The organism is Streptosporangium lutulentum (assembly GCF_030811455.1).
GTDB lineage: Bacteria > Actinomycetota > Actinomycetes > Streptosporangiales > Streptosporangiaceae > Streptosporangium > Streptosporangium lutulentum.
In genome coordinates this window covers 9,615,129-9,638,730 of record NZ_JAUSQU010000001.1, presented here as the reverse complement: position 1 = coordinate 9,638,730, position 23,602 = coordinate 9,615,129, and the positions used below count along the sequence as shown (strand labels likewise).

Here is a 23,602-nt window from a genome sequence, read left to right as displayed (position 1 = left end):
GCGGTGGCCGCGACGACGGGCCAGGAGGTCGCGGCGACGCGGCGACGATCGAGGCCCGATCCGTCCACGCGAACACGAGGAGGCCCGTAAAGCACGAAACGGCCCGCCGAAGGCGAGCCGTTTTCGAAAACCGCAGGCCAAAAGCCTGTGGTCGTGGTGCGCCGCCAGGGACTCGAACCCCGGACCCGCTGATTAAGAGTCAGCTGCTCTAACCAACTGAGCTAGCGGCGCTTGACCTCGACAAGACTACCGGATGTTCAGCCGTGGTCGGTACATGAACCGACGCATGCCGGACACCCCCGCTTCGGACGCCTTTACTTGATCGAGTCGCAATGTTCTCCTTGCGGCGCGAGACAGGACCGGAGGTCACGAGCCGATTCCAGATGACTTCAGGTTGATTCCGTTTAGCCCTCTCCTCTCGGGTACGGAACTGGAGCCCGGAGAATCAAACCAAAGGGAGATGTACACCATGCAGCCCGAGCTGTGGAATTATCGCGCTGATGTCTACGACGTCAATAAGAGTCTCGACATCGCCGGCTATCACGTGGAAGCCACCGACGGAAAGATCGGTTCCGTCGACGAGGCTACCTACGAGGTCGGCGAGAGCTACATCGTCGTCGACACCGGGCCTTGGATCTTCGGTAAGAAGGTCATGCTTCCCGCCAGCACGGTGACCCAGATCGACCCGCAGGAGCGCAAGGTCTACGTCGCACGCACCAAGCAGGAAATCAAGGACGCCCCGGAGTTCGACGAGTCGAACTTCAAGGAGTCCGCTTATCGCGACCGCGTCGGCGAGTACTACGGCCGCTTCCCCTATGGGGGCACGGGCACTTTCTGACCCGGCACGGTGAACACGGAGGGGCCCCGCCTTACGGCGGGGCCCCTTCACCTTTTCCGGCTCGTCTCGACTCGCTTCCGGCTTCCCGGCGACAACGGCAGACACACGGTCCCCATTGCCAATACAGAAAAAGATAAATACCTTAAATGCCGATAATTCACATGAAAAAAGAATGAACCTATAGACGGTCACCCGGTCCGGCGAAACACACGGGCGCGCCCCGTCCGGCGGCCGGACGAACACGCAGGCGGGCACCCGGCTGACAGCCGGGTGCCCACGTGTACGCCGATCGGCTCAGGGCCAGGACGAATCGCCCTTCGGGTCGACGGGGTCGGGGATGACGTCGAGCCGTTCGAGCAGGGTCAGAAAGGTGAACGCGTACGGCGAGTCCTCCGCGACCGCCGCGACCCGGTTCCAGTCGACCTGCTCACGCAGTGCCCTCACCTGCGGCAGCAGCGAGCCGTAGTCGCAACTGTGCTCCGAGAGCGGCAGCAGCCACGAGATGACCAGATCGGTGGCCTCCAGGACCGGCACGATCACCGCGGACGCCTTCATCGGCTCGGCTCGCGCCAGAAGTTCCGGGGTGACGGGGTGGTCGCAGATCGAGAAGATCAGATCCACCAGCCTGCCCTCGTCGTAGGCCTTGACCAGCCAGTCCTCCGGTGGCTTGACCGTCTCGAACCCCAGCGCGCGCAGTGCTTCCAGAGCGGCTGGAACATCCTCCTCGGGCAGAACGAAGTCCACGTCGTGGAGTGAAGGGGCGGCTCCCCGCGCGTATGCGGCACAGCCTCCGGCGAGTGCGAACCTGACCTCGGCGTCCTTCAGCCCGCTGCTCGCGCGTTTGAGCGTTTCCAGGATCGCGTCGGTTACCTCATGACTGTGGCTTCCCATAGCCCACGAGTACCCCGAAGATTCATGGATAGGCATAACAACAGGTGGGCAGAGCACAGCGGTTAGGCATGACAAACTGCAAATAGGGTAACCGATCTCCATGATTGAGCCCGAACACACGCAAAATGACGAGCCCGAGCCGGGTGAGACCCCCAAGGAACGCGTGGACCGCGAGCTCGGCGAACTCCTTCAGGGCCTTCGAGTCGCGGTCACCGGTGTGCAGGTCCTGTTCGCCTTCCTTCTGACGCTCCCCTTCGCGGCAGGCTTCAACAAGGTCGACACCCTCGGCTACTGGCTGTTCTTCATCGCCCTGCTGAGCGCGGCCCTGGCCTCCGTCTGCTTCATCACCCCTGCCGCCCAGCACCGTCTGCTGTTCCGGACGAGCCTGAAGGAGAAGATGGTGCACCGCGCCAACGGACTCGGCGTCGCCGGAGCCATAGGGCTGGCGGTCGCGATGACCAGCTCGGTGGCGCTGGTGGCGGAGACGGTCATCAACGCCTGGCCGGCCGCGTTGTTCGGCGGTGTGGTCGCGCTGACCAGCGCCTGGCTCTGGTTCCTCCAGCCGATTGCCGATCTGTATCGAAGCAAGGATGTTAAGTCGTGAATTGTGAGGGCAGGGAATTCTCATGGTTACCTTGCTCTGGATCATCGCAGTCATTCTCGTCATCTCCGGGATCTATGTGATCCTGGCCCGTCGCGACCTCCTCTGGGGGATCGTCCTTATCGTCCTCGGCTTCCTTGTCGGTCCCGGAGGTGTGAGCATTTTTAATGTCTGACGCGGGTTCTCAGGCCCGCTCCGGAAATCTCAAGTCGCCCCGAATTCTCACCGAAGACTCGCGGGCCGGGTCCACCCGGCCCGCTTCTTCATGTCACGATCGTCGCCGGGCGGAAAATCATCGATCTCCGACCGGCCGGAAATCGCCGGACGAATGAACGCCGCCGGGTCACGGGACCGGCTTTGAACCGCGCGAACGCGCCCGGCCCCGGCCGATGCCATTCCTTTACCACAAATTTGACCGTCGAAAGACGGTCGCACACCCTTGGGGCCGGCGTCGGATCCCGGAAAAGCCGGGAAAGGCGCGCGCTCGAAGGCCGGACGGTCGGGCGCTCATCCGGTGGGGTCTTACCAAACCGAACCGAACAAAGCGAACCTGCCCGCCCGGCCGGACGGGCGGAACACACTCGGTTCGCCCTTGTCAGAGGCAGTAGATCCCGTACGCGTGCCCCAGGACGGGCAGCGCCACATTGCGGACCCGGATGCCTCCGGGGGTCACCCCCTTCTCCGTCCCGGCGTGCGCGTGCCCGTGGACGATCAGATCGGCGCCCTCCGCGTCCACCGCCTCGGCCAGGAGATAGCTGCCGAGGAAGGGATAGATCTCCAGAGGCTCCCCCGCGAGGGTGTCCTTGACCGGTGAGTAGTGCGACAGCACGATCCTCCGGTCGGCGTCGAGCTCCTTCAGCGCGACCCGCCACCGGTCCGCGATCCGCTTGGTGTGCCCGACGAACGCCTTGATCTCCGGCTCACCGAAATCGCTGGCGCACTTGCCGGCGTATCCCCCGCCGAAGCCCTTGCCGCCGACCACGCCGAGCCGTACTCCGTGGATGTCGAGCACGATCGCGTCGTCGTGCAGGACCGCGATCCCGGCGTCGCGCAGCATGGCCGCGATCTCCGCGGGGTGGTCGGAATGGTGGTCGTGGTTACCGAGAACGGCGACGACCGGGATCGGCAGGTCGTGGAACTCGTCCGCCACCACCTGCCCCTCCTCCAGCGTGCCGTGCCGGGTCAGATCACCGGCGAGCAGCAGCACGTCGGCTCGCTCCTCGATGTCGTGGAGTCGTTTGCGATAGGACCCCCTGAGACTCTCGTCCAGGTGCACGTCTCCGACCGCCGCGATCCGCAGCTCTCTCACAGCTTCTCCTCCTCACACGGGTCCCGGACATCCAGAACGGTGATCTCGTTGCGCACGGTCAGGCCGGGAGCCGCCTCCCCCGCCACGTTGGCGATCAGCGCGCGGTGTTCGGCGCCGGCCACCCGGCCGCGCAGGAAGAGCTGCCCGCCCCGAATGTCCACGAGGATGCCGAGCTCGTTGGTCCTCTCGTCCTCCGCCAGCGCGCGTTGCACGCGCGCGGCCACATACTGCGGAGCTTCCATGTCCGACTCCTTCCATCCCTCGACTGCTGTTCCTCGACTTCCGTCCCCAAAACAGCTCGCCTTCCCGGGAAGACCAAGGTCAAACTCGTTTGAAACCCCGTCAGCAGGGGGTAAAAAGCATCTGGATGCCTAGGACGCAGGCACGTCTGTTTCGCATGTCAGCGGAGCCGTGCCCATGAAAATCGCGATGGTGTCAGAGCACGCAAGCCCCCTCGCCACCGTTGGCGGTGCCGACGCGGGTGGCCAGAACGTCCATGTCGCCGCCCTCTCCCTCGCGCTCGCCGCGCGAGGACACGAGGTGACCGTCTACACCCGCCGGGAATGCCCCTTCCAGCCGGAGGAGACCGCCTTCGCCCCCGGAGTCACCGTGGTCCACGTCCCGGCCGGACCCGCCACGGTCATCTCCAAGGACGACCTGCTTCCCTGGATGCCCGACTTCAGCAGATGGCTGGCCAGACGCTGGAAGGCCGATCCTCCCGACATCGCGCACAGCCACTTCTGGATGAGCGGCCTGGCGACCCTGTCCGCCGCCCGGGACACCTCGGTGCCCGTCGTGCACACCTTCCACGCCCTCGGCACCGTCAAGCGCCGCCACCAGGGCAAGGCCGACACCAGCCCGAGCGGGCGCATCAAGGCCGAGACGGTCGTCGCCCACCGGGTGGACGCGGTGATCGCGACCTGCGCCGACGAGGTGACGGAGCTGGGCCGGATGCGGATGCCCCGGCATCGCGTGAGGGTCGTCCCCTGCGGCGTCGACCTGAGCGCCTTCGCCCCCTCGGGTCCGCGGATGGACCTCGGCCCCGGTCCGATCCTGCTCGCCATCGGCCGGCCGGTGCCGCGCAAGGGCGTGGAGACCACGATCCGGGCCCTGGGCCAGGTCCCCGGCGCCACCCTCGTCATCGCCGGCGGCGACCCGGCCGACCCGGAGGTGACCCGGCTCGCACGGGTCGCCGACCGGTACGGCGTGGCCGACCGCCTCCGGTTCCTCGGCAAGGTGGGCCGGAAGGCCGTCCCCTCACTGATGCGTTCGGCGGACGTCGTGGTGAGCGTGCCCTGGTACGAACCGTTCGGCATCGTGCCGCTGGAGGCCATGGCCTGCGGCGTTCCGGTGGTCGCCTCGGCCGTGGGCGGGCATCTGGACACGGTCGTCCCCGGTGTCACCGGCCTGCTCGTCCCGCCGCGCCAGGCGTCCCTCCTCGGCCGTGCCCTACGGCGGCTGCTGGCCGACCCCTTCCTGCTCTCCGCGTACGGCATCGCCGCCGCCGACCGGGCGAGATCCCGCTACGACTGGAACAGGGTGGCCGCGCAGACCGCCACCGTGTACGCGGACGTGATCGCCTCCTGTCGCGACGGACGGGAAGGAGTCTGTGCCCGGATGGAGACGGGCGCCGCCTGAAACCCGAAAAAGGACTCCGGCCCCGTTCGCGGGGCCGGAGTCCTGTCAGGTGAGATCACTTACCGGTGGCTCGATGGATGCTCCGAGCCGCGGACCGGTCGATCGCGGCCTTGACCACACCGAAGATCGCGCCTTGGATGGCCGAGGCGATCAGGATCTCGCGCCAGCCGTACTCATCGGATGTCGCCTGGGGCGCGTCGTCCTTGCCCGATGCGAACTTCCAGACCTGCTTGAAGATGGCTCCGGCGATGGCGCCACCGAGCATTCCGCTCACGGCGCTCGCCCCTCGGGATACGACCCTGCTCAACGTCCCCTCCTCCATTCGCGTCCGCCTGCTGGCCCGCCTACCCCCCGCGGCCGGACCTTAACGGACCTATCTGGGACAAAGCCATCAGGCGATGCCTGCAGCAAGACGCCCGAAGGGCTTCCCGCCGGGGAACGACCGATCACACGACCGGGGGATCGGTGTGGTGACGCTCCTCGTAAACACGACGCTGGTGGGTCACCGGGTCCTCGACGACGGTCGTGGTGGACGCCGTGGGACGGCGGGCGACGCTGATCCGGTAGATGCCGAACAGCAACCCCGCGAGACCACCGAGCATCAGGATGACGCCGACGACGTTGATGTCGAGGCCCGCGATGTCGAACTCGACCGCCCAGGTAAGAATTGCCCCGAGCATGATGAGAATGATTCCGCCTGCAATGGTCATGGGATTCCCTCCTTCGAGCCAACGTTTCATCACCTATCCCCCACACGGATCTCAAACGTCGTCCCTCGAAGTCATCGTGGAGCGCATTCGCCTCACCGGAAAAAACGCAGTTCACAGCGATCCCATCGGGAAAAGCCCCTTCACCCACCTCGATCTTCGAGGCGTACCGGAAGGCCCGGATCGGTCCTCGGGTGTATCGGATGTTCGGATCGGTCCTCGGGTGTATCGGATGTTCGGATCGACCGGCTCGGGACGGCGTCGGCGGTGAGTCCGGCGCAGGTCCCGGAGCGGGTTTGTCACTGGCCGAGCAGCGCCAGCATCTGCTTGATCTGCGCCGTGCGCGAGGTGTCGATCCGGCCGGCCAGTTTCTTGACCTCTGGGTTCAGGCCGGTGGCCGTCTCCACCCTGGCCATCTGGATGGCGTCGTCCTGCTCGGCGATCATCAGGTTGAGGAACTTCTCCTCGAAGTCGGCCGGTGCCGCGCCGGCGAGGGCGGCGATCTGCTCCTTGCTCGCCCCCGGCATCCCGCCGTGGGCGGCGTGCTCGTCGGGCTCGGCGGTCGCGGGCTGCTTCCACCCGCTCAGCCAGGCGGACATCGACGCCGCCTCCGTCTCCTGGGTCGCGGCGATCGCCGCGGCCAGCGTCCTGACCTCCTCGCGGGTGGCCCGATCCTGCGCCAGCCGTCCCAGTTCCGCGCCCTGGCCGCTGTGGATCGTCATCATCTGCAGGAACATCACGTCGGCGGGGTTGAAATCCGCGCCGATCGCGGGTGCGGACGCGGACGCGGCGGCGCCGTGTCCCGCGTGTCCCCCGTGTCCCCCGGGACCGCCGTTGAGCTCTTGGATGCTGTCGGCGCCGCAACCGGTGAGAAGGAGGACGCTCAGGAGGACCGGGATCACGCGCTTCATCTTCATCCTTCCGCCTGGAGATCTCGGGCTTCGGCCATGGGCGAGCGCGGCGGGCCGCCGTGCTCGGACCGGGGCGGCGGTGGCCGCCCCGGTCCTGCCGGATCAGGCGCGCTGTTCCATGTCAGATCAGACGCGTTCGTTCCCGCCGGATCAGACGCGCCGCTCCTGTCGGATCAGACACGCTTGTTCTCAGGTCAGACGCGCTTGTTCCCGCCGGGTCAGACGCGCTGCCACAGCGCGGGGACGTTCGGCGGCTCCCAGCCCGCTATCGCGGTGTGCGGCTGCAGACACCGGTAGGTCAGGCCGCCGTAGGTCACCTGCGTGCCGGCCGTGTAGGCGGCGCCCGCCCTCCAGGTTCCGCCCGGCTGCGGCGTCGTCGGGGTGGGCGTCGGGGTCGGGGTCGGGGTCACCGTGGGGGTCGGGGTGGGCGTCGGGTTCGGGTTCGGGTTGGTGCCGCCGCCGAAGTCCACGTCGGAACAGGTGTAGAAGGCCTCCGCGCTGCCCACCACGCGCTGCCAGATCGAGTAGATGATCTGGCGTCCGCTGCGCTGCGGGAGGTTGATCGTCCAGTTGGTGAATGTGGTGGGGTTCTGGTTGTTGAACGTCCTGAGGAGTTCCAGGTCCGACCAGCGGAGCGGCTGGGTCGGGTTCCAGCCCTGCTTGGTGATGTAGAACTCGAAGTTGCTGTTCGCGTGGGGCGCGGTCGCGTGATAGGTGATCGTCAGCGGCCCCGGGGAGACCCGCGTGGCGGGCCAGTCGGCCCTGGCGAGGTCGAGCCCCCGATACTTGTCACGCGCGCCGCTGCACAGCTTGCCGTCCGGGATGATCTGACGGTGCTGCCCGCCCGCGTCGAGCCGGGACACCTCGTTCCAGTCGTAGAACGCCTGGGTGCCGCCTGCCGCCACAGCGGCCTTGCAAGCCGCCGACGTGGGGTTTTCCGGATTCTCGTTCTTGCAGACGTAGACGCGGCTGGGGGGATTGGACATCGTTCCGTGAGAGACCGCCGGAGTGGACGGCAGCAGGGCCAGCAGGGACCCGACCATGAGCGTGGCGGCCGTGGCGGCCACCTTGTGTCGCAGGTGCACGTGGACTCCTCCTGATGGGGGGAAAAGGGAGGTGGTGCTGTCCAACGGCCGACGGATAGCGCGTTATTGATAGGAAACCTTACTAAGGATTTACTCGTTCAGGCCATACATACCGCGACATATTCGGATTCGGGCCGCGAAGAACGCGGGATCGTCCCCCTCGCGAGGGCCGGGCGCGGTCGGACCACGAGCACCGGCCCGCCGGCGGGACCGCCCTCCGCGAGCGAGGCCGGACGTCACCTGTGCGTGCCGCCTACGACCGCACCGGGCGGTTCTCCACCAGCAGCCGCCGTACGGCGTCCACGACGGTGTGCCTGCGGCGGTCGCGATCACCTGCGGCGCTCGCCCCCAGCTCAGGGGGCATCGACGCCCATGCCGTGGATATCGACAGGACCAGCGTCAGGAGCTCGACCGGGGTGTAGTGACCGGGCAGGACGCCCTCCCGCTGGGCCTGCTCCAGCCCCTCGAGTTTCCCCCGGTTGGACGAGACGACGGCCTGCAGGGGGGCTCCCCGAGGTCGCTCCAGCCGGTACCAGGTGGCCAGTCGCAGGGTCTCGGGGTGGTCCTCGTAGCGATCGAACAGCCGTCCGGCGTAACCGGGCAGGTCGGACGCGTCGAGGTGCACCTGATCGAGGAAGTCGGCGACCTGCGCGGTGAAGACCGCGTCGAAGAGCCGATCCTTGTTGCCGAAGTAGGCGTAGATCATCGCCTTGTTGCATCCGGCGGCCTCGGCGATGCGATCCACCCGGGCTCCCGCGATGCCGAGCGCGGCGAATTCCACGGTCGCGGCCTCCAGCAGTCTCCTCCTGGTTCGATCCGCGTCCCGCGCCATCTCCCCATCCTACGCACAACCAACCAGTCAGTTGGCAAAAGACGCCCGCCTCGCCACCGGGCGGCTCCGACGCCCCGGAGAGGGGTTCCACGTGCGGCCCACGCTGTTCGCGGTTGTCGACAACAGCATGCGCATCACCCCAGGAAGAGATCTTCGGCCCGGTGCCCGTCGTCATTCCCTCCGAGGAGAACGCGGACCGGTGATCTCCCGGGAGACGGCCTCCGGCGACCTGTCCGGGGGGGTGGCCGACAGAGATCAGGATTCGGCGTGTTTAAATCGAAGTGTCGACACTTCACCGTGGACCGCCATGACCGCCCTCCCCGCGGAAGGTGTCCGCGGGCCGTTCCCCCACGCGAGACCGGCCCGGCTCCAGACCGGCCGGAGCGGTCCCGAACGATGAGGAGGCAGGGGGGAGGCAAGAAAGATGGGATCCCTTGAGGAGGTGGACGACCTTCGTAGCTGGCTCGAACTCGCCGGCGAACTCGGAGAGGTCCGGACCATCACCGGCGCCCACTGGGACAAGGAGATCGGCGCCGCTTCGGAGGTGAACTACAGACGCCCGTCGCCCCCGGCGCTGCTGTTCGACGACATCGTGGGCTACGGCAGGGGCCCGCGGGTCCTCACGGCCAGCATGGCGAACGCCCGCAGGCTGGGCATGACCCTCCGGCTGGGCACCTCGCTCGACGACCGCGGGCTGGTCGAGGCGCTGCGCAACCGCCCGAACGAGTGGATCGCCGACGCGGCGAGATACCCCGTCCGGGAGGTCGGCTCCGGGCCGGTCTGCGAGAACGTCATCACGTCGGGCGACGTGAACCTGCTCGACTTCCCCGTGCCGAGATGGCATGAGGCGGACGGCGGCCGATACATCGGCACCGGGTGCGCCGTGTTCACGACCGACCCGGCCACCGGCACGCTCAACGCGGGGGCCTACCGGATGCAGGTGCAGAACGACGGACGGGCCGTGAGCGTCAACATCGAGGCGGGCAAGCACGGGGCCGCGCACGTCCGGGAGTGGTTCGACAAGGAAGGACGCGCTCCCGTCACCGCGTCGCTCGGGCACGATCCGCTGCTGCTCGTCGTCGCCGGCACCGAGGTGCCGGCGGGACTGTCGGAGCTCGAATACGCCGGTGCGGTGATGGGGCGGCCGGTCGACGTGATCCGCGGCGAGGTGACCGGTCTGCCGATTCCCGCGCGCGGCGAGCTCGCGGTCGAGGGCTGGCTGTATCCGGACCGGCGGGAGCAGGAGGGGCCGTTCGGCGAATGGACCGGCTACTACAGCGGCGGGATCGAGCCGGTGCTCACCATGGACGTCGAGCGGGTCTACCACCGCGACGACCCGATCCAGCTCGGCGCCCCTCCCGGCAAACCACCGCACGACTACTCCTACATGCGCAGCGTGATGAAGTCGGCGATGATCCAGGACGCGCTCGTCAGGGCGGGCCTTCCGGGTGTGGAAGGGGTGTGGGCGCACGAGGCCGGCGGCGGCCGCCAGTTGCTCGCGGTGGCCCTCCACCAGCGGTACGCGGGCCACGCGCGCCAGGCCGCCTACCTCGCCTCGCAGCTTCCCTCCGCCGCCTACATGAACAAGTTCGTGGTCGTCGTGGACGCCGACGTCGACTTCCGCAGCCTCGACGACGTGATGTGGGCCGTCTGCACCCGCACCGACCCGGCCGAGGACATCGAGATCATGCGCCAGACGTGGGGCAGCCGGGTCGATCCGCTCCGCGCGCCCGGTCTCCCCCCGTTCAACACCCGCGCCGTGATCGACGCGTGCCGTCCCTGGAACCGGCTGCCGGACTTCCCCCGCGTGGCCGAGTCCGGCAGGGACCTGATCGACCACGTCGTACGACGCTGGCCCGACATACTGGGAGGCTCCCGATGAACGGCCTGCGCCTCAGGCTCAATCACGAGGACGTGGAGATCCAGGTCCGGGATCCGGCCGCGACGCTGCTCGACGTCCTGCGTGACGACCTCGGTCTCACGGGCACGAAGTCGGGCTGCGCCATCGGCTACTGCGGAGCGTGCACGGTCATCGTCGACGGTGAGGCCGTCCCCGCCTGCCTGCTGATGATCGGCCTGCTCGAAGGCCGTGAGGTGCGAACCATCGAGGACCTGAACGGCCCGGAGGGCCTCGACCCGGTCCAGGCCGCGTTCGTGAGACGCGCGGGCCTGCAGTGCGGCTTCTGCACGCCGGGCCATGTGATGGCGCTCCGGGCGCTGCTCGACGAGGACCCGGAACCGGACGACGAACGGATCCGGCGGACCGTCGACGGCAACTACTGCCGTTGCACCGGATATGTGAAGATCCTCGACTCGGCGCGGGAGGCCGTGGCCACCCAGGGGAAGCGCGCCGGAGCGACGACGCCTGCCGAGAGGAGGCGCTGATGCCGATCACGGAACATCCCGTCGTCGACCTGCTGTCCGAACACGCCACGCCTCCGCTGATCGGAAGCGCGGTCGAACGCGTCGACGCGGCGGAGAAGGTCACCGGTCGGGCCGTCTACGCCGGCGACGTGCGGCTGCCCCGGATGCTTCACGGGGCCGTGGTCCGCTCGCCGCACGCGAGTGCCCGCGTCGTGAGAATCGACACCTCGCGGGCCGAGCGCATGCCCGGCGTTCACGCCGTCGTCACGGGCGCCGACACCGCGCGGATCCGATGGGGGGCCTTCCGCCCCGATCTCTACCCGCTGGCGGTCGGACGGGTCCGCTACGTCGGTGACGAGGTCGCGGCCGTCGCGGCGGCCGACGCCGAGACCGCGCGGCGCGCGGCCGAGCTCGTCTCGGTGGAGTACGAGGTGCTGCCCGCCGTACTCGGCCTGGACGAGGCGCTCGCCGAGGGCGCGCCGCTCGTCCACGACGACGCGCCGGGCAACGTCGCGCACGAGTTCTCCTTCGACCGGGGCGGGGCCGACGAGTGGTTCGCGCGCAGCGACGTGATCGTCGAGGGCGTCTGGCAGAGCGCGCGGCAGTGGCACGGCTCGATCGAGACGATCGGCTGCACCGCCGAATGGTCACAGGACCGGGTCACGTTGTGGGTGAACACCCAGACGCCGTTCCTCGCCCGCCAGCGCTACGCGACCGCGCTCGGTCTGCCGTTGCGCAGCGTGCGCGTCGTCCAGACCGAGGTCGGCGGAGGCTTCGGGGGCAAGTCGGGCGACGACAACACCTCGGTGATCTGCGCGATCCTGGCGAGGAGGACGGGCCGCCCGGTGCAGCTCCTCAACACCCGCGAGGAGGAGTTCCTCGCCGGCCGTCCCCGCACCCCGATGCGCTGCCGGGTCCGGCTCGGGTTCACCTCGGACGGCCTGGTGACCGCGAAGGACCTCGACCTCATCGCCGACAACGGCGCCTACACCGGCAAGTCACTGGCCGTCCTCGGCGCGGCGACCGTACGGCACGACGCGCTCTTCGCCTACCGCGCGGTGCGGGCGCGCTCGCGGCTCGTCTACACCAACCTCGTTCCCACCGGCGCGTTCCGGGGGTTCGGCAACCCCTCCGCGGACTGGGCCGTCGGCCAGGCGTGGGACCTCGCGGCGGCCAGGCTCGGCATCGAGATGCCCGATCTGCTCCTGCTCAACGCCGTCGAGGAGGGCGACGTCTCCCTCCACAACCACAGGATCGGCAGCTGCGAGCTCAAGCAGTGCATCCGCAAGGCGGCCGACGCGATCGGCTGGTACGAGAAGCGGGCCGCTCCCACGCCCCACCACGGCCTCGCGATGGGGGTCAGCGTCCACGTCTCCGGCCGGCGCAGCTTCGGCGACTACGACGGAAGCTCGGCGATCGTCCGGCTGACCGAGGACGGACGCGCCGTCGTCATCACCGGCGAGGGCGAGATCGGCACGGGAGCGCGCACCACCCTCGCGCAGATCGCGGCCGCCGAACTCGGCCTCGCGGTCACGGACGTCACGGTCTCGCGCCCCGACACCGATCTGACGACCCACGCGCTGGGCGCGCTGGCGAGCCGCGTGACCTACGTCGCCGGCAACGCCGTGAAGCGCGCCGCCGAGCAGGCGTGCGAGCGGCTGCTGGCCGCCGCGGCACGGCAGCTCGGGCGGTCGAAGCCGGAGCTCTGGGTCGAGAACGGCCTCGTGTGCGCCCCGACCGCGCCGGGCGGGGACGAACCGGTCCGGCTGCCGGTCGGGGTGGTCGTCCGCGCCGAGCTCTACCGGCCGGGCGGCGAACCGATCGTCGGCCTCGGCTCGTTCGACAACCCCTCGGAGTTTCCCGACGAGGTCAGGTACGGCAACGAGTCCGGCGCCTACACCTTCGCCGCCGAGGCCGCCGAGGTCGAGGTCGATCCCGCCACCGGCGCCGTGACCGTGCTGGAGCTGGCCGCGGTGGTCGACTGCGGGACCGTCCTCAACCCGCCCCTCGCCGAGGGCCAGGTGGAGGGCGCGATCGCCCAGGGGCTCGGGATGGCCGTCACCGAACGCCTCGACTGGGCCGACGGCGCGCCGGCGCGTCCGAACTTCGCCGACTACAAGCTGCCGACCTCACAGATCATGCCGAGGCTCCACGTCGAGTTCGCCGGCTCCTACGAGCCGACGGGACCGTTCGGCGCGAAGGGCGTCGGCGAGATCGCCCTGGACCCGGTCCCGTCGATCGTGGCGAGCGCCGTGGCCGACGCCGTGGGCGTGCGCGTCCACGAACTGCCGATCACGGCCGAGAAGATCTTCTGGGGCATCCGGTCCGATCCCCGCGGAGAAGCTCTTCCGGGGTGTGCGGCCCGCGCCGACCGGCGGGAGGGTGATCGGTGATGACGGCCCTCGACCCCGGCCCCCCGTTCCCCGGGACCTCCCGTGATCCGACGGTCCTGCTGACACCGCGTTCCCTCGACGAGGCGCTTCGCCTGCTCGCCGCCGAGGGCGCGGCCGTGCTCGGCGGAGGCGTGGGCCACACGCTGCGCCGCCACGACAGGCGCCGCCCCGGCCCGGCCGCGCTGGTCTCGGTCGGCTCCCTTCCCGAGCTCCGCGCGATCTCGTGGTCCGGCCAGCACGTCGCGATCGGCGCCGGCGTCCGGCTCGGCACGATCGAGGCCGACGAGCGGCTCGCCCGGGTGTGGCCGATCGTGACGGAGGCGGTCGGGTCGGTGGCGACGGACCGGGTCCGAAGGCTGGTCACGCTCGGCGGGAACATCGCCGCGGGCGACGACGGCCACGACCCTCCCGTGGCGCTCGCCGCCGCCGGCGCCACCCTGACGGTGCGCAGCGCCTCCTCGCTGAGGATCCTCCGCGTCGGGGAGGCGAACGAGCTGGGCGAGGACGAGCTCATCCAGGACGTCCGGCTCCTGACGCCCCCGGATCGCACCGGCTCGGCGTACGAGAAGTTCCTGGTCCGCGGCGTGTGGGAGTACGCCTGCGTGAACGTGGGCGCGGTCGTCCGGCTCGACGACGCCGGAGCGGCGCGGCGGCTCTCGCTCGCCGTCGGGTCGGTGAAGGGCGGGCCGGTCACCGTCGACCTGACCGAGCTGCGGGGCGACGTGGTGGACAGCGCGCTCATCGACGAGGTGGCCCGGCGCGCGGCGGCCGCCACCCGCCCGTACAACGACGTCAAGGGCTCCGCGGAGTACAAGTCCCGCATGATCGCCGAGTTCTCGCGCCGCGCCATGACCAGGGCGGCCCGCCGCGCCGAGGAGCCGCCATGCGGGGAAGGAGCAGACCCATGACCATGCCGGCCGTTCACGGGGAGGCCCGCACGCGGGACGGCGTCGCACTGTCCTTCACCAGGCATCCGGCGGCCGAGGGGGCCCCACGGATCGTCTTCGCGCACAGCCTGGCCCTGGACCGGTCGCTGTGGTCCGGTGTGACCGAGGCCCTCGGCGGGCGTGCCGACATGATCACCTATGACTGCCGGGGACACGGACGATCGGGCCGTCCCGGCGGGCCGTACACGACCGGGCAGTTCGCCGACGACCTCGCCGACCTGCTCGACCACCACGGCTGGACGGACGCCGTCGTCGCCGGGTGCTCGATGGGCGGCTGCGCCGCGCAGGCGTTCGCCTCCCGGTACCGTCATCGCACGCGGGCCGCGCTGTTCGTGGACACAACGGCGTGGTACGGACCCGACGCGCCGCGAGACTGGGCCGGCCGCGCCGCGACGGCACGGGAGAAGGGCCTGGGGGCGCTGGTCCCGCTCCAGCTGGCCCGCTGGTTCGGAGACGCGTTCCGCGAGGCCGAGCCGGAGCTGATGAACCGGTTGGCCGGCGTCTTCACCGCCAACGACCTCGCCTGCTACGACGCGGCGTGCGAGATGCTCGGCGCCGCGGACCTGCGACGGTCCGCGTCCATGATCGCTCATCCCGCGACCGTCCTGGTGGGAGAGGACGATCAGGCGACGCCCCCGGCGATGGCGCGGGACCTCGCGAACCGCATCGGGGACGGCGCCGCCGTCGTCGTGCCCCGGACCAGGCACCTCACCCCGCTGGAGAACCCCGGGGCCGTGGCCGGCGCGCTGACGGATCTTCTGGAACGAACGGCCGAGAGGAGTCACTCATGAGCACCAAGACCATCGACTTCCACGCCCATCACATAGGCGTGGACGCCGTCGAACGCATCCGCGACGAGGGCGCCGGGCACGGCGTCCGGCTCGTCACAGACCAGGCGGCCACCCGGATCGAGGTGGCCGGGCGGCCGAGCGGGCAACCGCTGTTCCCCCGGCTCAGCGACGTGGAGGCCCGGCTGTCCTGGATGGACGCCGAGAGGATCGACGTCCAGCTGGTCTCGTCGTGGATGGACCTCGCGGGTTACGATCTCGACGGCCCGGACGGGGCGTGGTTCGCCCGCGTCCAGAACGACTCCGTGGCCGCCCTCGCGGCGGCCCATCCCGATCGGTTCCGGGCGTCCGCGACGGTGCCGTTGCAGCGGCCGGACCTGGCCGTACGCGAGCTGCGCCGCGCCGTCACCGACCTCGGCCACGAGGCGGTGCAGATCGGTGCGCGCGTCAACGACCTGGGGCTCGACGACGAGAGCCTCGACGTCTTCTGGGACGCCGTCGAGGAGTTCGGCATCCCGGTGACCGTGCACCCCGGCGGGTCCGACGTGCCCGAGCGCCTCAGGCGGCTGTTCCTCAACAACCTCGTCGGCAACCCGTCGGAGACGACGTTCGCGGCGGCCGCCTTCCTGCTCGGAGGGGTCCTGGAACGCCATCCGCGCCTGCGCGTGATGCTGGTCCACGGGGGAGGTTTCGTCCCGTACCAGATCGGCAGGCTCGACCGGGGTTTCGTCGCGGCCCCGCCGGCGGTCCGCCCGCGCGGCGCGTTCGGCCCTCGCCTGCTCCTGGACCGGCTCTACTTCGACACGGTGGTGCACGACGACGGCGCCCTGCGCTACCTCCTGGACTTCGCGGGCCCGGACCATGTCGTGCTGGGAAGCGACTACCCGTTCGCGATGGGCCTCGACCATCCGGTCGGCGCGCTCGACGCCGCGGGACTGGACCGGCCGGAGCGCGAGGCCGTCCTTCGCGGGGCGGGCCTGCTCGGCGAGGTCAGCGGGGCGAGCCGGTCCATCCCGAGCGCTCCACCGCTGCGAGCCCGCGGCTGACGATGGACCGGGTGAGGGCGGCCGCCAGTTCGGCCTCCCCCTCGACGTACGCCCGGACCAGCCTGCGATGGTCGTCGACCGACGTGGCGATCCGTCCGGGCAGGGACAGGCTGAAGTGGCGTAACTGGAGGGTTCGGATGCCGACGGAGTCGAGGACGTTGCGGACGGTCTCGTTCCCGGCCAGGCGGGCCTCCGTGTTGCGGAACTCGACGACGAGCCAGAAGTACCGGTCCAGGTCCTCGGCGGCCGCGGCGTCCTCAAGCCGTTCCTGGATCCGGCCGAACACCTCCAGGTCCCGCGCGCCGCACCGGGCGACGATCCGCCGGCTCACCAGGGCGTACAGCTCCGATCGCAGCTCGTATATCTCACGGACCTCGGCGATCTCCAGGCGGCGCACCCGGGGCCGCTTGCGGGCCACGATCTCGACCAGGCCCTCGCGTTCGAGGGTCAGGAGCGCCTCGCGGACGGGGGTGCGGCTGCTGTTGAAGCGCCTGGCGAGTTCGACCGAGTTGAGATCGTCTCCGGGCCTGAGCCGGCCCTCGACGATCGCGGTGCCGAGCGAGACGAGGATCTGCGCGCCGACGCCGCCGGCGTCCTCGGCCCGTCCGAGCACCCTCAGGATCTCGCGCTCTCCGGCGGTCGGCGACGATCCGGCCCGCAGCCGGAGGTCGTGGTCCCTCTCGTCGGTCGTCATCGCCACCCACCGCCTCGTCGCTCTTCTGAAGGGTCTCACCATGAATCACCACACCACACTCCGGGTGCCGTGGGTCGTCGGAATCACCGGAGCCAGCGGGACCCCGTACGCGGCGGCGGTCATCCGGGCGCTGCTCGACGCGGGCGAGGCGATCGACCTCATCGTCAGCAAGGCGGCGCGCCTGACGATGCTCGACGAGACCGGCCTGTCGTTCCGGGAGGCGCGGTGGCGGACCGACGTGAAGGCGTTCCTCGGGCGCGACCCGGGTGACATGGTCGTGTGGAAGGCCGCCGACTTCACCGCGGGACCGGCGAGCGGCACGTACCCGGCCCGGGGGATGGTCATCGTGCCGGCCACGACGGCGGTCGTCGCCGGCGTCGCGACCGGCATGAGCAAGGACCTGATCCAGCGCGCGGCGGACGTCACGCTGAAGGAGCGCCGGCCGCTCGTGCTCGTACCGCGCGAGACGCCGTTGCGTCGCGTCGCGCTGCAGCAGATGGCCGATCTCGCGGGTGAGGGAGCGGTGATCCTGCCCGCCTCGCCCGGCTTCTACGCGGGGGCGCGCGACGTCCAGCAGCTGATCGACTTCGTGGCGGGAAAGGTCCTCGACGTGATCGGTGTCCCGCACACGCTGTCCGAACGGTGGAGCGGCCGGCTCGGGTCAGGGCGTACGGCCGGCCTCCAGAGCTCGGCGGACCCGCCCCCGTGACCGGCGGCCGGGGGTCGGGGGTCACGGGGGCGGGGGCGCCGAGCCGGGGCCGGGGTCGGGGTTGGGGTCGGGGTCGGGGTCGGGGACGGCTGAGCCGGCTTGGCGGCGGCCCGCGGCGACGACGTGCGCGTCGTCCTGCACGGCCAGGAGGTGCGCCACCACGGACGACGCGATCTCACCGGCCACAACTGCGGCACACCGGATTTCGCGGACGGCGGTCGTCGAACCCCGCGCGAGGCGGCATGACGATCACCGGCGCACACGATCCGCACGCGCGGGCCCGCCGGGAGTCCGGAGAACGCAAAACGGCCCGCCCGAAGGCGAGCCGTTTTGATGAACCACAGGTCTCAGCCCTGCGAGCTGGTGCGCCGCCAGGGACTCGAACCCCGGACCCGCTGATTAAGAGTCAGCTGCTCTAACCAACTGAGCTAGCGGCGCTTGCAACGGTGGAAACTCTAGCAGCAGTGTCGGCACCCTCGCACATCAGAAACCCCCAGAAAACGGACTCGGGGCCGGACAGTCCCCCAACTGTCCGGCCCCGGCCTCTTCACGGGCCTCTCCGTCGTCTCCCCCAAGACTCCGGCGGCGCCGCTCAGGGACGCGATCCCCCTCGCGCCCTTATCCGGTGAAAAGTCTCTGCAACGCTCCCCCGGGCTTCGCAGACCCCCTTGACCTGCCTCAACATTACCGAGCCAAATGTAACGAGCAGCCCATACAACGGTTGATTTTGCGCCTACACCCAAGGTTCGCCCGGTATTGCCAAACCAGTCCGGCAAGACCGTCACGCCCTCGCCGGATCGACCGCCCCGGATCCCGCGGAGAAATCGGGCAGTTCGAGCCGCACCTCGGTCTCGTCCCGCAGCGCCCGGCTCACCGTGCAGTACTTCTCCTCCACCCGCCGAGCCACCGCACTGAAGACCTCGGCGGCCTTCTCGTCGCCCTCGGGCAACTCCACGTCGTAGGTGACGGTGATCGGCCCGAGCCTCGTCGCCTCGATCTTCTCCCCCTGGACGGTCATCGCCAGGCGGACCAGCCGATGGCCGCGCTGGGCCGTCAGCGGCTCCACGGTGACGATGTTGCAACCGCCCAGCGCCGCGAGCAGCAGTTCCACGGGGGTGAACACCCCCTGCTCGTCACCACCGCCCATGGCGACCTCGGCCCCGCGGCCGTTGCGGGCCACGAAGCCGCCGCTCTCTGTCCGCTCCACTCTCACCGACGCCATGACATTCCTCCCTTTGGTTGCCGGTCACCTTATCGAGGCGACCGGAACGCGAGCGGAGCCCGGTCATGGCGGCGGTCAGAGTGGAGCGAGAACCTCAGGCATCAGGATGTTCGGACAGGTAGCGGATGTAGAACGGCCGCAGGGCCTCACCCAGCTCGCCCTGCCCCGACGCCATCGCGTCGCTGAGCAGAGCCGACAGCCGGCTGAGGTCGTTGGCCGTCTCGTCCTCGTTCCCGCTGGACGCCTGCGCCGGGGGGATCATGCTGAGCAGTTCCCACAGGAAGCCGACATCCGCGTGGCGCACGGCGTAGTGGACCGCGCGTTCATGTAGTTCCTGGGCCGACAGCGCCTCAAGATCATCCGTTTCCAACTGACCCACCCCCTCAGGCCCCTTCTGCCCCGAGAATGCGGCGATCATGCGCGATCAGGGAGCCAACCGGACGATCATCTTTCCCACGTTGGCGCCGCGGAGCATGTCGATGAAGGCCGCGGGGGCGTTCTCCAGGCCGTCGACGACGGTCTCCTCGAAGGTGATCCTTCCCTCACGCAGCCCGGCGCCCACTTCGGCGATCATGTCGGGCATGCGCTCGGCGTGGTCGCCCACGATGAAGCCGCGCAGGGTGAGACGCTCGCCGACGGCCCTGCCCAGGTTGCGCGGCCCCGGGACGGGGGCGGTGGCGTTGTACGCGGAGATCGACCCGCACAACGCGACCCGGCCGTACCTCCGGAGCGCGCCGATGGCCGCCTCCAGATGCTCGCCGCCGACGTTGTCGAAGTAGACGTCGATCCCGTCGGGAGCCGCCTTGGCGAGCTGCTCGTGGACCGGGCCCTTCTTGTAGTTGAAGGCGGCGTCGAAACCGAGCTTCCCGGTCAGGTAGGCGACCTTCTCGTCCGACCCGGCGCTGCCCACGACCCGCGAGGCACCCCTCAACCGGGCGATCTGCCCGACCAGGCTGCCGACGGCCCCGGCCGCGCCCGACACGAACACCGCCTCGCCCTCCTTGAACGCGGCGACGTCGAGCAGGCCCGCGTAGGCGGTGAGACCGGGCATGCCGAGCACCCCGAGATAGACAGAGAGCGGAAGGCCGGGGATCTCCTCGATCTTGCGGGCCTCGCTCGCGTCGAGGACCGCGTGCTCGCGCCAGCCGTACCCATGCTGAACGAGGTCACCGGCGGCGAGACCGGGGGAACGCGACTCGACGACCCTGCCGACCGCTCCTCCCTGGAGGGGTTTTCCGACCTCGAAGGGAGGGCTGTAGGACTTGACGTCTCTCATTCGTCCCCTCATGTAAGGGTCGACGCTCATGAAGAGGTTCCGGACGAGGATCCGCCCCTCTCCGGGGCCGGGCAGCTCCACCTCCGCCGGCTCGAAGTTCTCCGGCGTCGGCCATCCTTCGGGCCGCGAGGCGAGCCTGATCTCCCGAGTTCTCGTACCGTCTGCGAATCCAGCGTCGTCCGACATGATCGAACCCTCTCCGCGGTGTGTGCCCCTGCCGGGAACCGTTCCCCTCCGATTGAATCTCTCCCCCCGAGAGACGGCGAACCTCGCCCCTACGCTCCAACGGTCACGACGAGCCGAGGGCTTTTCGCACGCGTCCGGCTCTCCGTACCGCGAAACCGCCGGTCCGGGCCCTGTCCCCGCACTCCCCCGTCGCACGGAGAACCGCCAAAATGGCTACCAAATAGCTAGTGTCCCCATATATCTGTTTTTAAGGTTGCGGGCCTATCGCTCGTCAGAACATCCATGCGAGGATGCCGAAACGTGAAAATCATCATCAAGATCTTGGTTGTGGCAGCCGCCCTGTGGGCGGCGACACAGCTCGTGGACGGCATCACCGTCTCCGCCGCGACCACCACCGAGCAGCTCCTCACCCTCGTCGCGGTCGCCTTCGTGTTCGGCGTCGTGAACGCGGTCCTCAAGCCGATCATCAAAACCCTCGGCTGCGCGTTCTACATCCTCACCCTCGGCCTGTTCGCCCTGGTCGTGAACGCCGGGCTGCTGCTTCTGACGAGCTGGATCGCCTCCCAGCTCCACCTGTCCTTCCACGTCGAGGGCTTCTGGGCCGCGTTCTGGGGCGCGATCATCGTCGGTCTGATCAGCTGGCTGCTCGACCTGGTGCTCGGCGACTGACCCGATGGTCGTTGTCCTTGACGGCGCCCACCTGACCTGCGAGCAGGTCCACCGGGCGGCACACGGCTCCGGGATCCTGATGGGCTCCACCGAGCGCGCCGAGGCCGCCTGGCGGACGGCGGGCTCTCTCGTCGGGCCGGTGTACGGCCAGACCACCGGTGTGGGCGCCAACAAGGACGTCCCGGTCGAGGCCTCCGGTCTCGATCTTCTCCGCAGCCACGCGGGCGGCGCCGGCCCCCTGATCGAGGAGTCCCGCGCCCGCGCCACCCTCGTCGTCCGCCTCAACCAGCTCCTCGCCGGCGGCTCCGGACTCGATCCCGCCCTCCTGCCCGTCCTCGCGTCCGCCGTCAACCACGGCCTCACTCCCCCGATCCGCGGCTACGGCGCCATCGGCACCGGTGACCTCACCGCTCTGGCCACCACCGCCCTCTGCCTCCTCGGCGAGCTTCCCTGGACTCCGTCCCTCCACGACGGGCACGCGCGGGACGCGGACGACGTGCCCGGATTCGCGCTGACCTCCGGTGACGCGCTGCCCTTCATCAGTTCGGGCGCGGCGACCCTCGCGGACGCGGCCCTGGCCTGTCACCGCCTGAGGCTCCTGCTGACCGCCACCACCGCCGTCGCGGCCCATTCCTTCCGGGCGATCGACGCCTCGCTCGAACCGCTGGCGCAGGCCGTGCAGCGCCGTCCGAACCAGGCGGCGGTCGCGGCCGGGCTGCGCGCCCTGGTCGGCGCCACCAGCCCGCGGCACGTCCAGGACCCCTACGGCTACCGCGCCTTTCCGCAGGTCCACGGCGCCGTCCTCGACATCCTCGACCACGCGGAACGGGCCGTCACCGAGGAGCTCAACGCGGCCCCGGAGAACCCGTTGATCGCGGACGGCAGGGCCTGGCACAACGGCAACTTCCACTCGGCCCAGGTGGCGCTCGCCCTCGACGCCCTCAGGGCCGCGCTCGTCCAGACCGCGACGCTGAGCGCCACCAGGCTGACCACCCTGACCGACCCCGCCCACACGGGCCTGCTCCCGTTCCTGGCCGAGCGCCCGGGGCTGTCCGGGGTGATGATCCTCGAATACGTCGCCCATTCCGCCCTGGCCGCTCTCCGCCAGCTGGCCTCGCCCGTCACCCTCGGCACCGGCGTGCTCTCGCTCGGAACCGAGGACCACGCGAGTTTCACTCCGCAGGCGGCCCGCTCCGCCCTCGCCGCGGTGGAACCGTTCGAGATCATCCTGGCCTGCGAGCTGGTCGCCGCCGTGCGGGCTCTGCGCCAGCGCGGTCTCCCCTGCGGCCTCCCCCTCGATCCCGCCATGGCCGACCGCCCCCTGGACGGCGACATCGACGCGGCACGCGGGCTGCTGTCCGGGCTCGCGCGCCGGTGCCCGTCACGACTCCAGGCGGACGGCGGGGCCGGATCAGCCGACCGAACCACGCTCGCGGAGCTGTGGAGCCTGGACCATACGGCGGCGGCGGGTGTTGCCGTCGGCCGCGGCCACGACCATGCGGACGGCCGCGCGGACGATGCCGTCGATGTCCCAGTCGACCGTGGTGAGCCCGGGGGTGAGCAGGCCCGACATGGGATGGTTGTCGTAGCCCATCACGGACACGTCGGCGGGGATCCGGAGCCCCTGCTCCCTCGCCGCCGCGTAGACCCCGTAGGCGATCGAGTCGGCGAAGCAGAAGAAGACCCGGTGCCCGTCGACGAGCATCTGGCGGGCGACCTCCGTGGCGGCCGCCAGCGCCTGGGGCGCGGTGACCGCCTCGATGTCCAGCCCCAGCCGCCCGCCCTCGGCGAGGAAGTGCACGTCGGCGGGCCGGTCGGGAGTGCTGGCCATGGTCGGCGTGAGGAGGACGAGACGCCCGTGACCCCGGTCGCGTAGGTGTTCCAGCGCCAGGGTCACTCCGGACCGGTTGTCGAAGACGACCTCCCCCGCCGTGCGCGCCCCGGCCAGCCCGTCGCCGATCGACACCACCGGCAGGCTCTCGCACAGCTCGGCCCAGAACGGCGCCGCCGGGTTCACCGGCTGCACGATCAGCGCGTCCACCCGCTGGTCACGGAGCTGGCGGGCCAGCGTGCGCTCCCGGATCGGGTCGCCGGCGGCGTCGAGGATCAACGCGTAGCGGTCGTTGTCCTTGAGTGCCCGGCCGATGCCGACCCCCAGGGCCTGCTGCCACAGATCTTCGAGGGAGCCGCACAGAAGGCCGATCATGCCGGTCCGGCCGCTGGCCAGCGCGCGGGCGATGGGATCGGCCTCGTAGCCGAGCTCCGCGGCGGCCAGACGCACCCGCTCGATGGTCTCCTCCGACACCTGCATGCCGCGCAGGGCGTACGAGACCGCGGCCGGAGAGAGACCCGTGGCCTTCGCCACCTCACGGATCGTCGCTCGTTTCCTGGGCTGAGGCATTCGACAAGCCTATGGCTCCGGCCCGCCGGGAGGGCGGCAACCGCCTGATCACCGGGATCGGGGGCATTGACACCCCTCTTGTGAAGCGGTTCACT

General features: G+C 69.9%; 26 protein-coding genes, 2 tRNA genes and 1 pseudogene. 13 read left to right on the top strand and 16 right to left on the bottom strand.

The features are described 5' to 3' along the window. Nucleotides 1-154: 154 nt before the first annotated feature. Nucleotides 155-231 (bottom strand) — tRNA-Lys (locus tag J2853_RS43520). 229 nt (nucleotides 232-460) lie between these two features. On the opposite strand from J2853_RS43520, the gene J2853_RS43515 reads away from it, so the two are divergent. Beyond that, nucleotides 461-838, top strand: coding sequence for a PRC-barrel domain containing protein (locus J2853_RS43515; RefSeq protein WP_307567605.1), 378 nt, complete (start codon nucleotides 461-463; stop codon nucleotides 836-838). A 294-nt stretch (nucleotides 839-1,132) separates the two neighbouring features. Here the strand turns inward: J2853_RS43515 and J2853_RS43510 are convergent, their stop codons facing one another. After that, complete coding sequence (locus tag J2853_RS43510; RefSeq protein WP_307567604.1) at nucleotides 1,133-1,729, bottom strand: nucleotidyltransferase family protein; 597 nt, start codon at nucleotides 1,727-1,729, stop codon at nucleotides 1,133-1,135. A gap of 100 nt (nucleotides 1,730-1,829) precedes the next feature. Here J2853_RS43510 and J2853_RS43505 point away from each other — a divergent pair, with 100 nt between their 5' ends. After that, a complete protein-coding gene (locus J2853_RS43505; protein WP_307567602.1) occupies nucleotides 1,830-2,333 on the top strand; it encodes a DUF6328 family protein in 504 nt (167 codons plus the stop codon). Nucleotides 2,334-2,355: 22 nt separating this feature from the next. Further along, entirely contained in the window at nucleotides 2,356-2,505 is a 150-nt protein-coding gene (locus tag J2853_RS43500) for a GPGG-motif small membrane protein (protein ID WP_204358420.1), read from the top strand. A 420-nt stretch (nucleotides 2,506-2,925) separates the two neighbouring features. On the opposite strand, the gene J2853_RS43495 is transcribed toward J2853_RS43500, so the two are convergent. Together J2853_RS43495 and J2853_RS43490 are read right to left on the bottom strand one after the other, a co-directional pair. Then, nucleotides 2,926-3,639, bottom strand: a complete 714-nt coding sequence (locus J2853_RS43495; protein ID WP_307567600.1) for a metallophosphoesterase family protein — start codon at nucleotides 3,637-3,639, stop codon at nucleotides 2,926-2,928. Beyond that, nucleotides 3,636-3,881 carry a BON domain-containing protein gene (locus J2853_RS43490; protein WP_307567599.1) on the bottom strand — a complete coding sequence of 82 codons (246 nt, stop codon included), beginning with the start codon at nucleotides 3,879-3,881 and terminating at the stop codon, nucleotides 3,636-3,638. The genes J2853_RS43495 and J2853_RS43490 overlap by 4 nt, the downstream gene beginning before the upstream one ends. Nucleotides 3,882-4,056: 175 nt before the next feature. Here J2853_RS43490 and J2853_RS43485 point away from each other — a divergent pair, with 175 nt between their 5' ends. Continuing rightward, on the top strand, nucleotides 4,057-5,277 hold the full coding sequence (locus J2853_RS43485) for a glycosyltransferase (RefSeq protein WP_417849568.1): 1,221 nt from the start codon (nucleotides 4,057-4,059) through the stop codon (nucleotides 5,275-5,277). A 55-nt stretch (nucleotides 5,278-5,332) separates the two neighbouring features. On the opposite strand, the gene J2853_RS43480 is transcribed toward J2853_RS43485, so the two are convergent. From J2853_RS43480 to J2853_RS43460, 5 genes are all read right to left on the bottom strand, one after another. Next, entirely contained in the window at nucleotides 5,333-5,584 is a 252-nt protein-coding gene (locus tag J2853_RS43480) for a DUF4235 domain-containing protein (protein ID WP_307567598.1), read from the bottom strand. Nucleotides 5,585-5,723: 139 nt separating this feature from the next. Continuing rightward, nucleotides 5,724-5,987 carry a DUF6458 family protein gene (locus tag J2853_RS43475; RefSeq protein WP_307567596.1) on the bottom strand — a complete coding sequence of 88 codons (264 nt, stop codon included), beginning with the start codon at nucleotides 5,985-5,987 and terminating at the stop codon, nucleotides 5,724-5,726. Nucleotides 5,988-6,283: 296 nt separating this feature from the next. Further along, on the bottom strand, nucleotides 6,284-6,895 hold the full coding sequence (locus J2853_RS43470; protein ID WP_307567594.1) for a DUF305 domain-containing protein: 612 nt from the start codon (nucleotides 6,893-6,895) through the stop codon (nucleotides 6,284-6,286). A 218-nt stretch (nucleotides 6,896-7,113) separates the two neighbouring features. Next, the gene (locus J2853_RS43465; protein WP_307567592.1) at nucleotides 7,114-7,980 is read right to left on the bottom strand and encodes a lytic polysaccharide monooxygenase; all 867 of its coding nucleotides are present in this window, start codon (nucleotides 7,978-7,980) and stop codon (nucleotides 7,114-7,116) included. 253 nt (nucleotides 7,981-8,233) lie between these two features. Further along, the gene (locus tag J2853_RS43460; protein WP_307567591.1) at nucleotides 8,234-8,812 is read right to left on the bottom strand and encodes a TetR/AcrR family transcriptional regulator; all 579 of its coding nucleotides are present in this window, start codon (nucleotides 8,810-8,812) and stop codon (nucleotides 8,234-8,236) included. 424 nt (nucleotides 8,813-9,236) lie between these two features. Here J2853_RS43460 and J2853_RS43455 point away from each other — a divergent pair, with 424 nt between their 5' ends. The 6 genes from J2853_RS43455 to J2853_RS43430 are packed head-to-tail and all read left to right on the top strand — an operon-like array spanning nucleotide 9,237 to nucleotide 16,350. Further along, a complete protein-coding gene (locus J2853_RS43455) occupies nucleotides 9,237-10,694 on the top strand; it encodes a UbiD family decarboxylase (RefSeq protein WP_307567589.1) in 1,458 nt (485 codons plus the stop codon). Continuing rightward, entirely contained in the window at nucleotides 10,691-11,197 is a 507-nt protein-coding gene (locus J2853_RS43450; RefSeq protein WP_307567586.1) for a (2Fe-2S)-binding protein, read from the top strand. The genes J2853_RS43455 and J2853_RS43450 overlap by 4 nt, the downstream gene beginning before the upstream one ends. Then, on the top strand, nucleotides 11,197-13,569 hold the full coding sequence (locus J2853_RS43445; RefSeq protein ID WP_307567585.1) for a xanthine dehydrogenase family protein molybdopterin-binding subunit: 2,373 nt from the start codon (nucleotides 11,197-11,199) through the stop codon (nucleotides 13,567-13,569). The genes J2853_RS43450 and J2853_RS43445 overlap by 1 nt, the downstream gene beginning before the upstream one ends. Continuing rightward, complete coding sequence (locus J2853_RS43440) at nucleotides 13,569-14,477, top strand: FAD binding domain-containing protein (RefSeq protein WP_307567583.1); 909 nt, start codon at nucleotides 13,569-13,571, stop codon at nucleotides 14,475-14,477. Before J2853_RS43445 ends, J2853_RS43440 begins: the two co-directional genes overlap by 1 nt. Next, nucleotides 14,474-15,307 (top strand): alpha/beta fold hydrolase, encoded by an 834-nt coding sequence (locus J2853_RS43435; RefSeq protein ID WP_307567581.1) that lies wholly within the window; start codon nucleotides 14,474-14,476, stop codon nucleotides 15,305-15,307. The genes J2853_RS43440 and J2853_RS43435 overlap by 4 nt, the downstream gene beginning before the upstream one ends. Next, entirely contained in the window at nucleotides 15,304-16,350 is a 1,047-nt protein-coding gene (locus tag J2853_RS43430) for an amidohydrolase family protein (protein WP_307567579.1), read from the top strand. The genes J2853_RS43435 and J2853_RS43430 overlap by 4 nt, the downstream gene beginning before the upstream one ends. Here the strand turns inward: J2853_RS43430 and J2853_RS43425 are convergent. After that, on the bottom strand, nucleotides 16,295-17,044 hold the full coding sequence (locus J2853_RS43425; protein WP_307567577.1) for a GntR family transcriptional regulator: 750 nt from the start codon (nucleotides 17,042-17,044) through the stop codon (nucleotides 16,295-16,297). The two genes, J2853_RS43430 and J2853_RS43425, sit on opposite strands and share 56 nt — an antisense overlap. Before the next feature lie 40 nt (nucleotides 17,045-17,084). Here J2853_RS43425 and J2853_RS43420 point away from each other — a divergent pair, with 40 nt between their 5' ends. After that, nucleotides 17,085-17,753: a UbiX family flavin prenyltransferase gene (locus J2853_RS43420; protein WP_307567576.1), complete on the top strand. Its 669-nt coding sequence runs from the start codon at nucleotides 17,085-17,087 to the stop codon at nucleotides 17,751-17,753. 21 nt (nucleotides 17,754-17,774) lie between these two features. On the opposite strand, the gene J2853_RS43415 is transcribed toward J2853_RS43420, so the two are convergent. The 5 genes from J2853_RS43415 to J2853_RS43395 all read right to left on the bottom strand — a co-directional run bounded on the left by J2853_RS43415 (nucleotide 17,775) and on the right by J2853_RS43395 (nucleotide 20,437). Next, complete coding sequence (locus tag J2853_RS43415) at nucleotides 17,775-17,939, bottom strand: hypothetical protein (protein ID WP_307567574.1); 165 nt, start codon at nucleotides 17,937-17,939, stop codon at nucleotides 17,775-17,777. A gap of 175 nt (nucleotides 17,940-18,114) precedes the next feature. Next, nucleotides 18,115-18,191 (bottom strand) — tRNA-Lys (locus J2853_RS43410). A gap of 343 nt (nucleotides 18,192-18,534) precedes the next feature. Continuing rightward, a complete protein-coding gene (locus J2853_RS43405) occupies nucleotides 18,535-18,975 on the bottom strand; it encodes an OsmC family protein (RefSeq protein WP_307567573.1) in 441 nt (146 codons plus the stop codon). Nucleotides 18,976-19,069: 94 nt separating this feature from the next. Further along, nucleotides 19,070-19,354: a hypothetical protein gene (locus J2853_RS43400; RefSeq protein ID WP_307567571.1), complete on the bottom strand. Its 285-nt coding sequence runs from the start codon at nucleotides 19,352-19,354 to the stop codon at nucleotides 19,070-19,072. A gap of 45 nt (nucleotides 19,355-19,399) precedes the next feature. Continuing rightward, nucleotides 19,400-20,437: an NADP-dependent oxidoreductase gene (locus J2853_RS43395; protein WP_307567570.1), complete on the bottom strand. Its 1,038-nt coding sequence runs from the start codon at nucleotides 20,435-20,437 to the stop codon at nucleotides 19,400-19,402. 300 nt (nucleotides 20,438-20,737) lie between these two features. On the opposite strand from J2853_RS43395, the gene J2853_RS43390 reads away from it, so the two are divergent. Together J2853_RS43390 and J2853_RS43385 are read left to right on the top strand one after the other, a co-directional pair. Next, a complete protein-coding gene (locus J2853_RS43390) occupies nucleotides 20,738-21,106 on the top strand; it encodes a phage holin family protein (protein WP_307567568.1) in 369 nt (122 codons plus the stop codon). Between the two features lie 4 nt (nucleotides 21,107-21,110). Next, nucleotides 21,111-22,370: pseudogene (locus J2853_RS43385) on the top strand (aromatic amino acid lyase); the annotation flags it as partial. 147 nt (nucleotides 22,371-22,517) lie between these two features. Here the strand turns inward: J2853_RS43385 and J2853_RS43380 are convergent. Then, a complete protein-coding gene (locus J2853_RS43380; protein WP_307567566.1) occupies nucleotides 22,518-23,507 on the bottom strand; it encodes a LacI family DNA-binding transcriptional regulator in 990 nt (329 codons plus the stop codon). Nucleotides 23,508-23,602 lie beyond the last annotated feature (95 nt).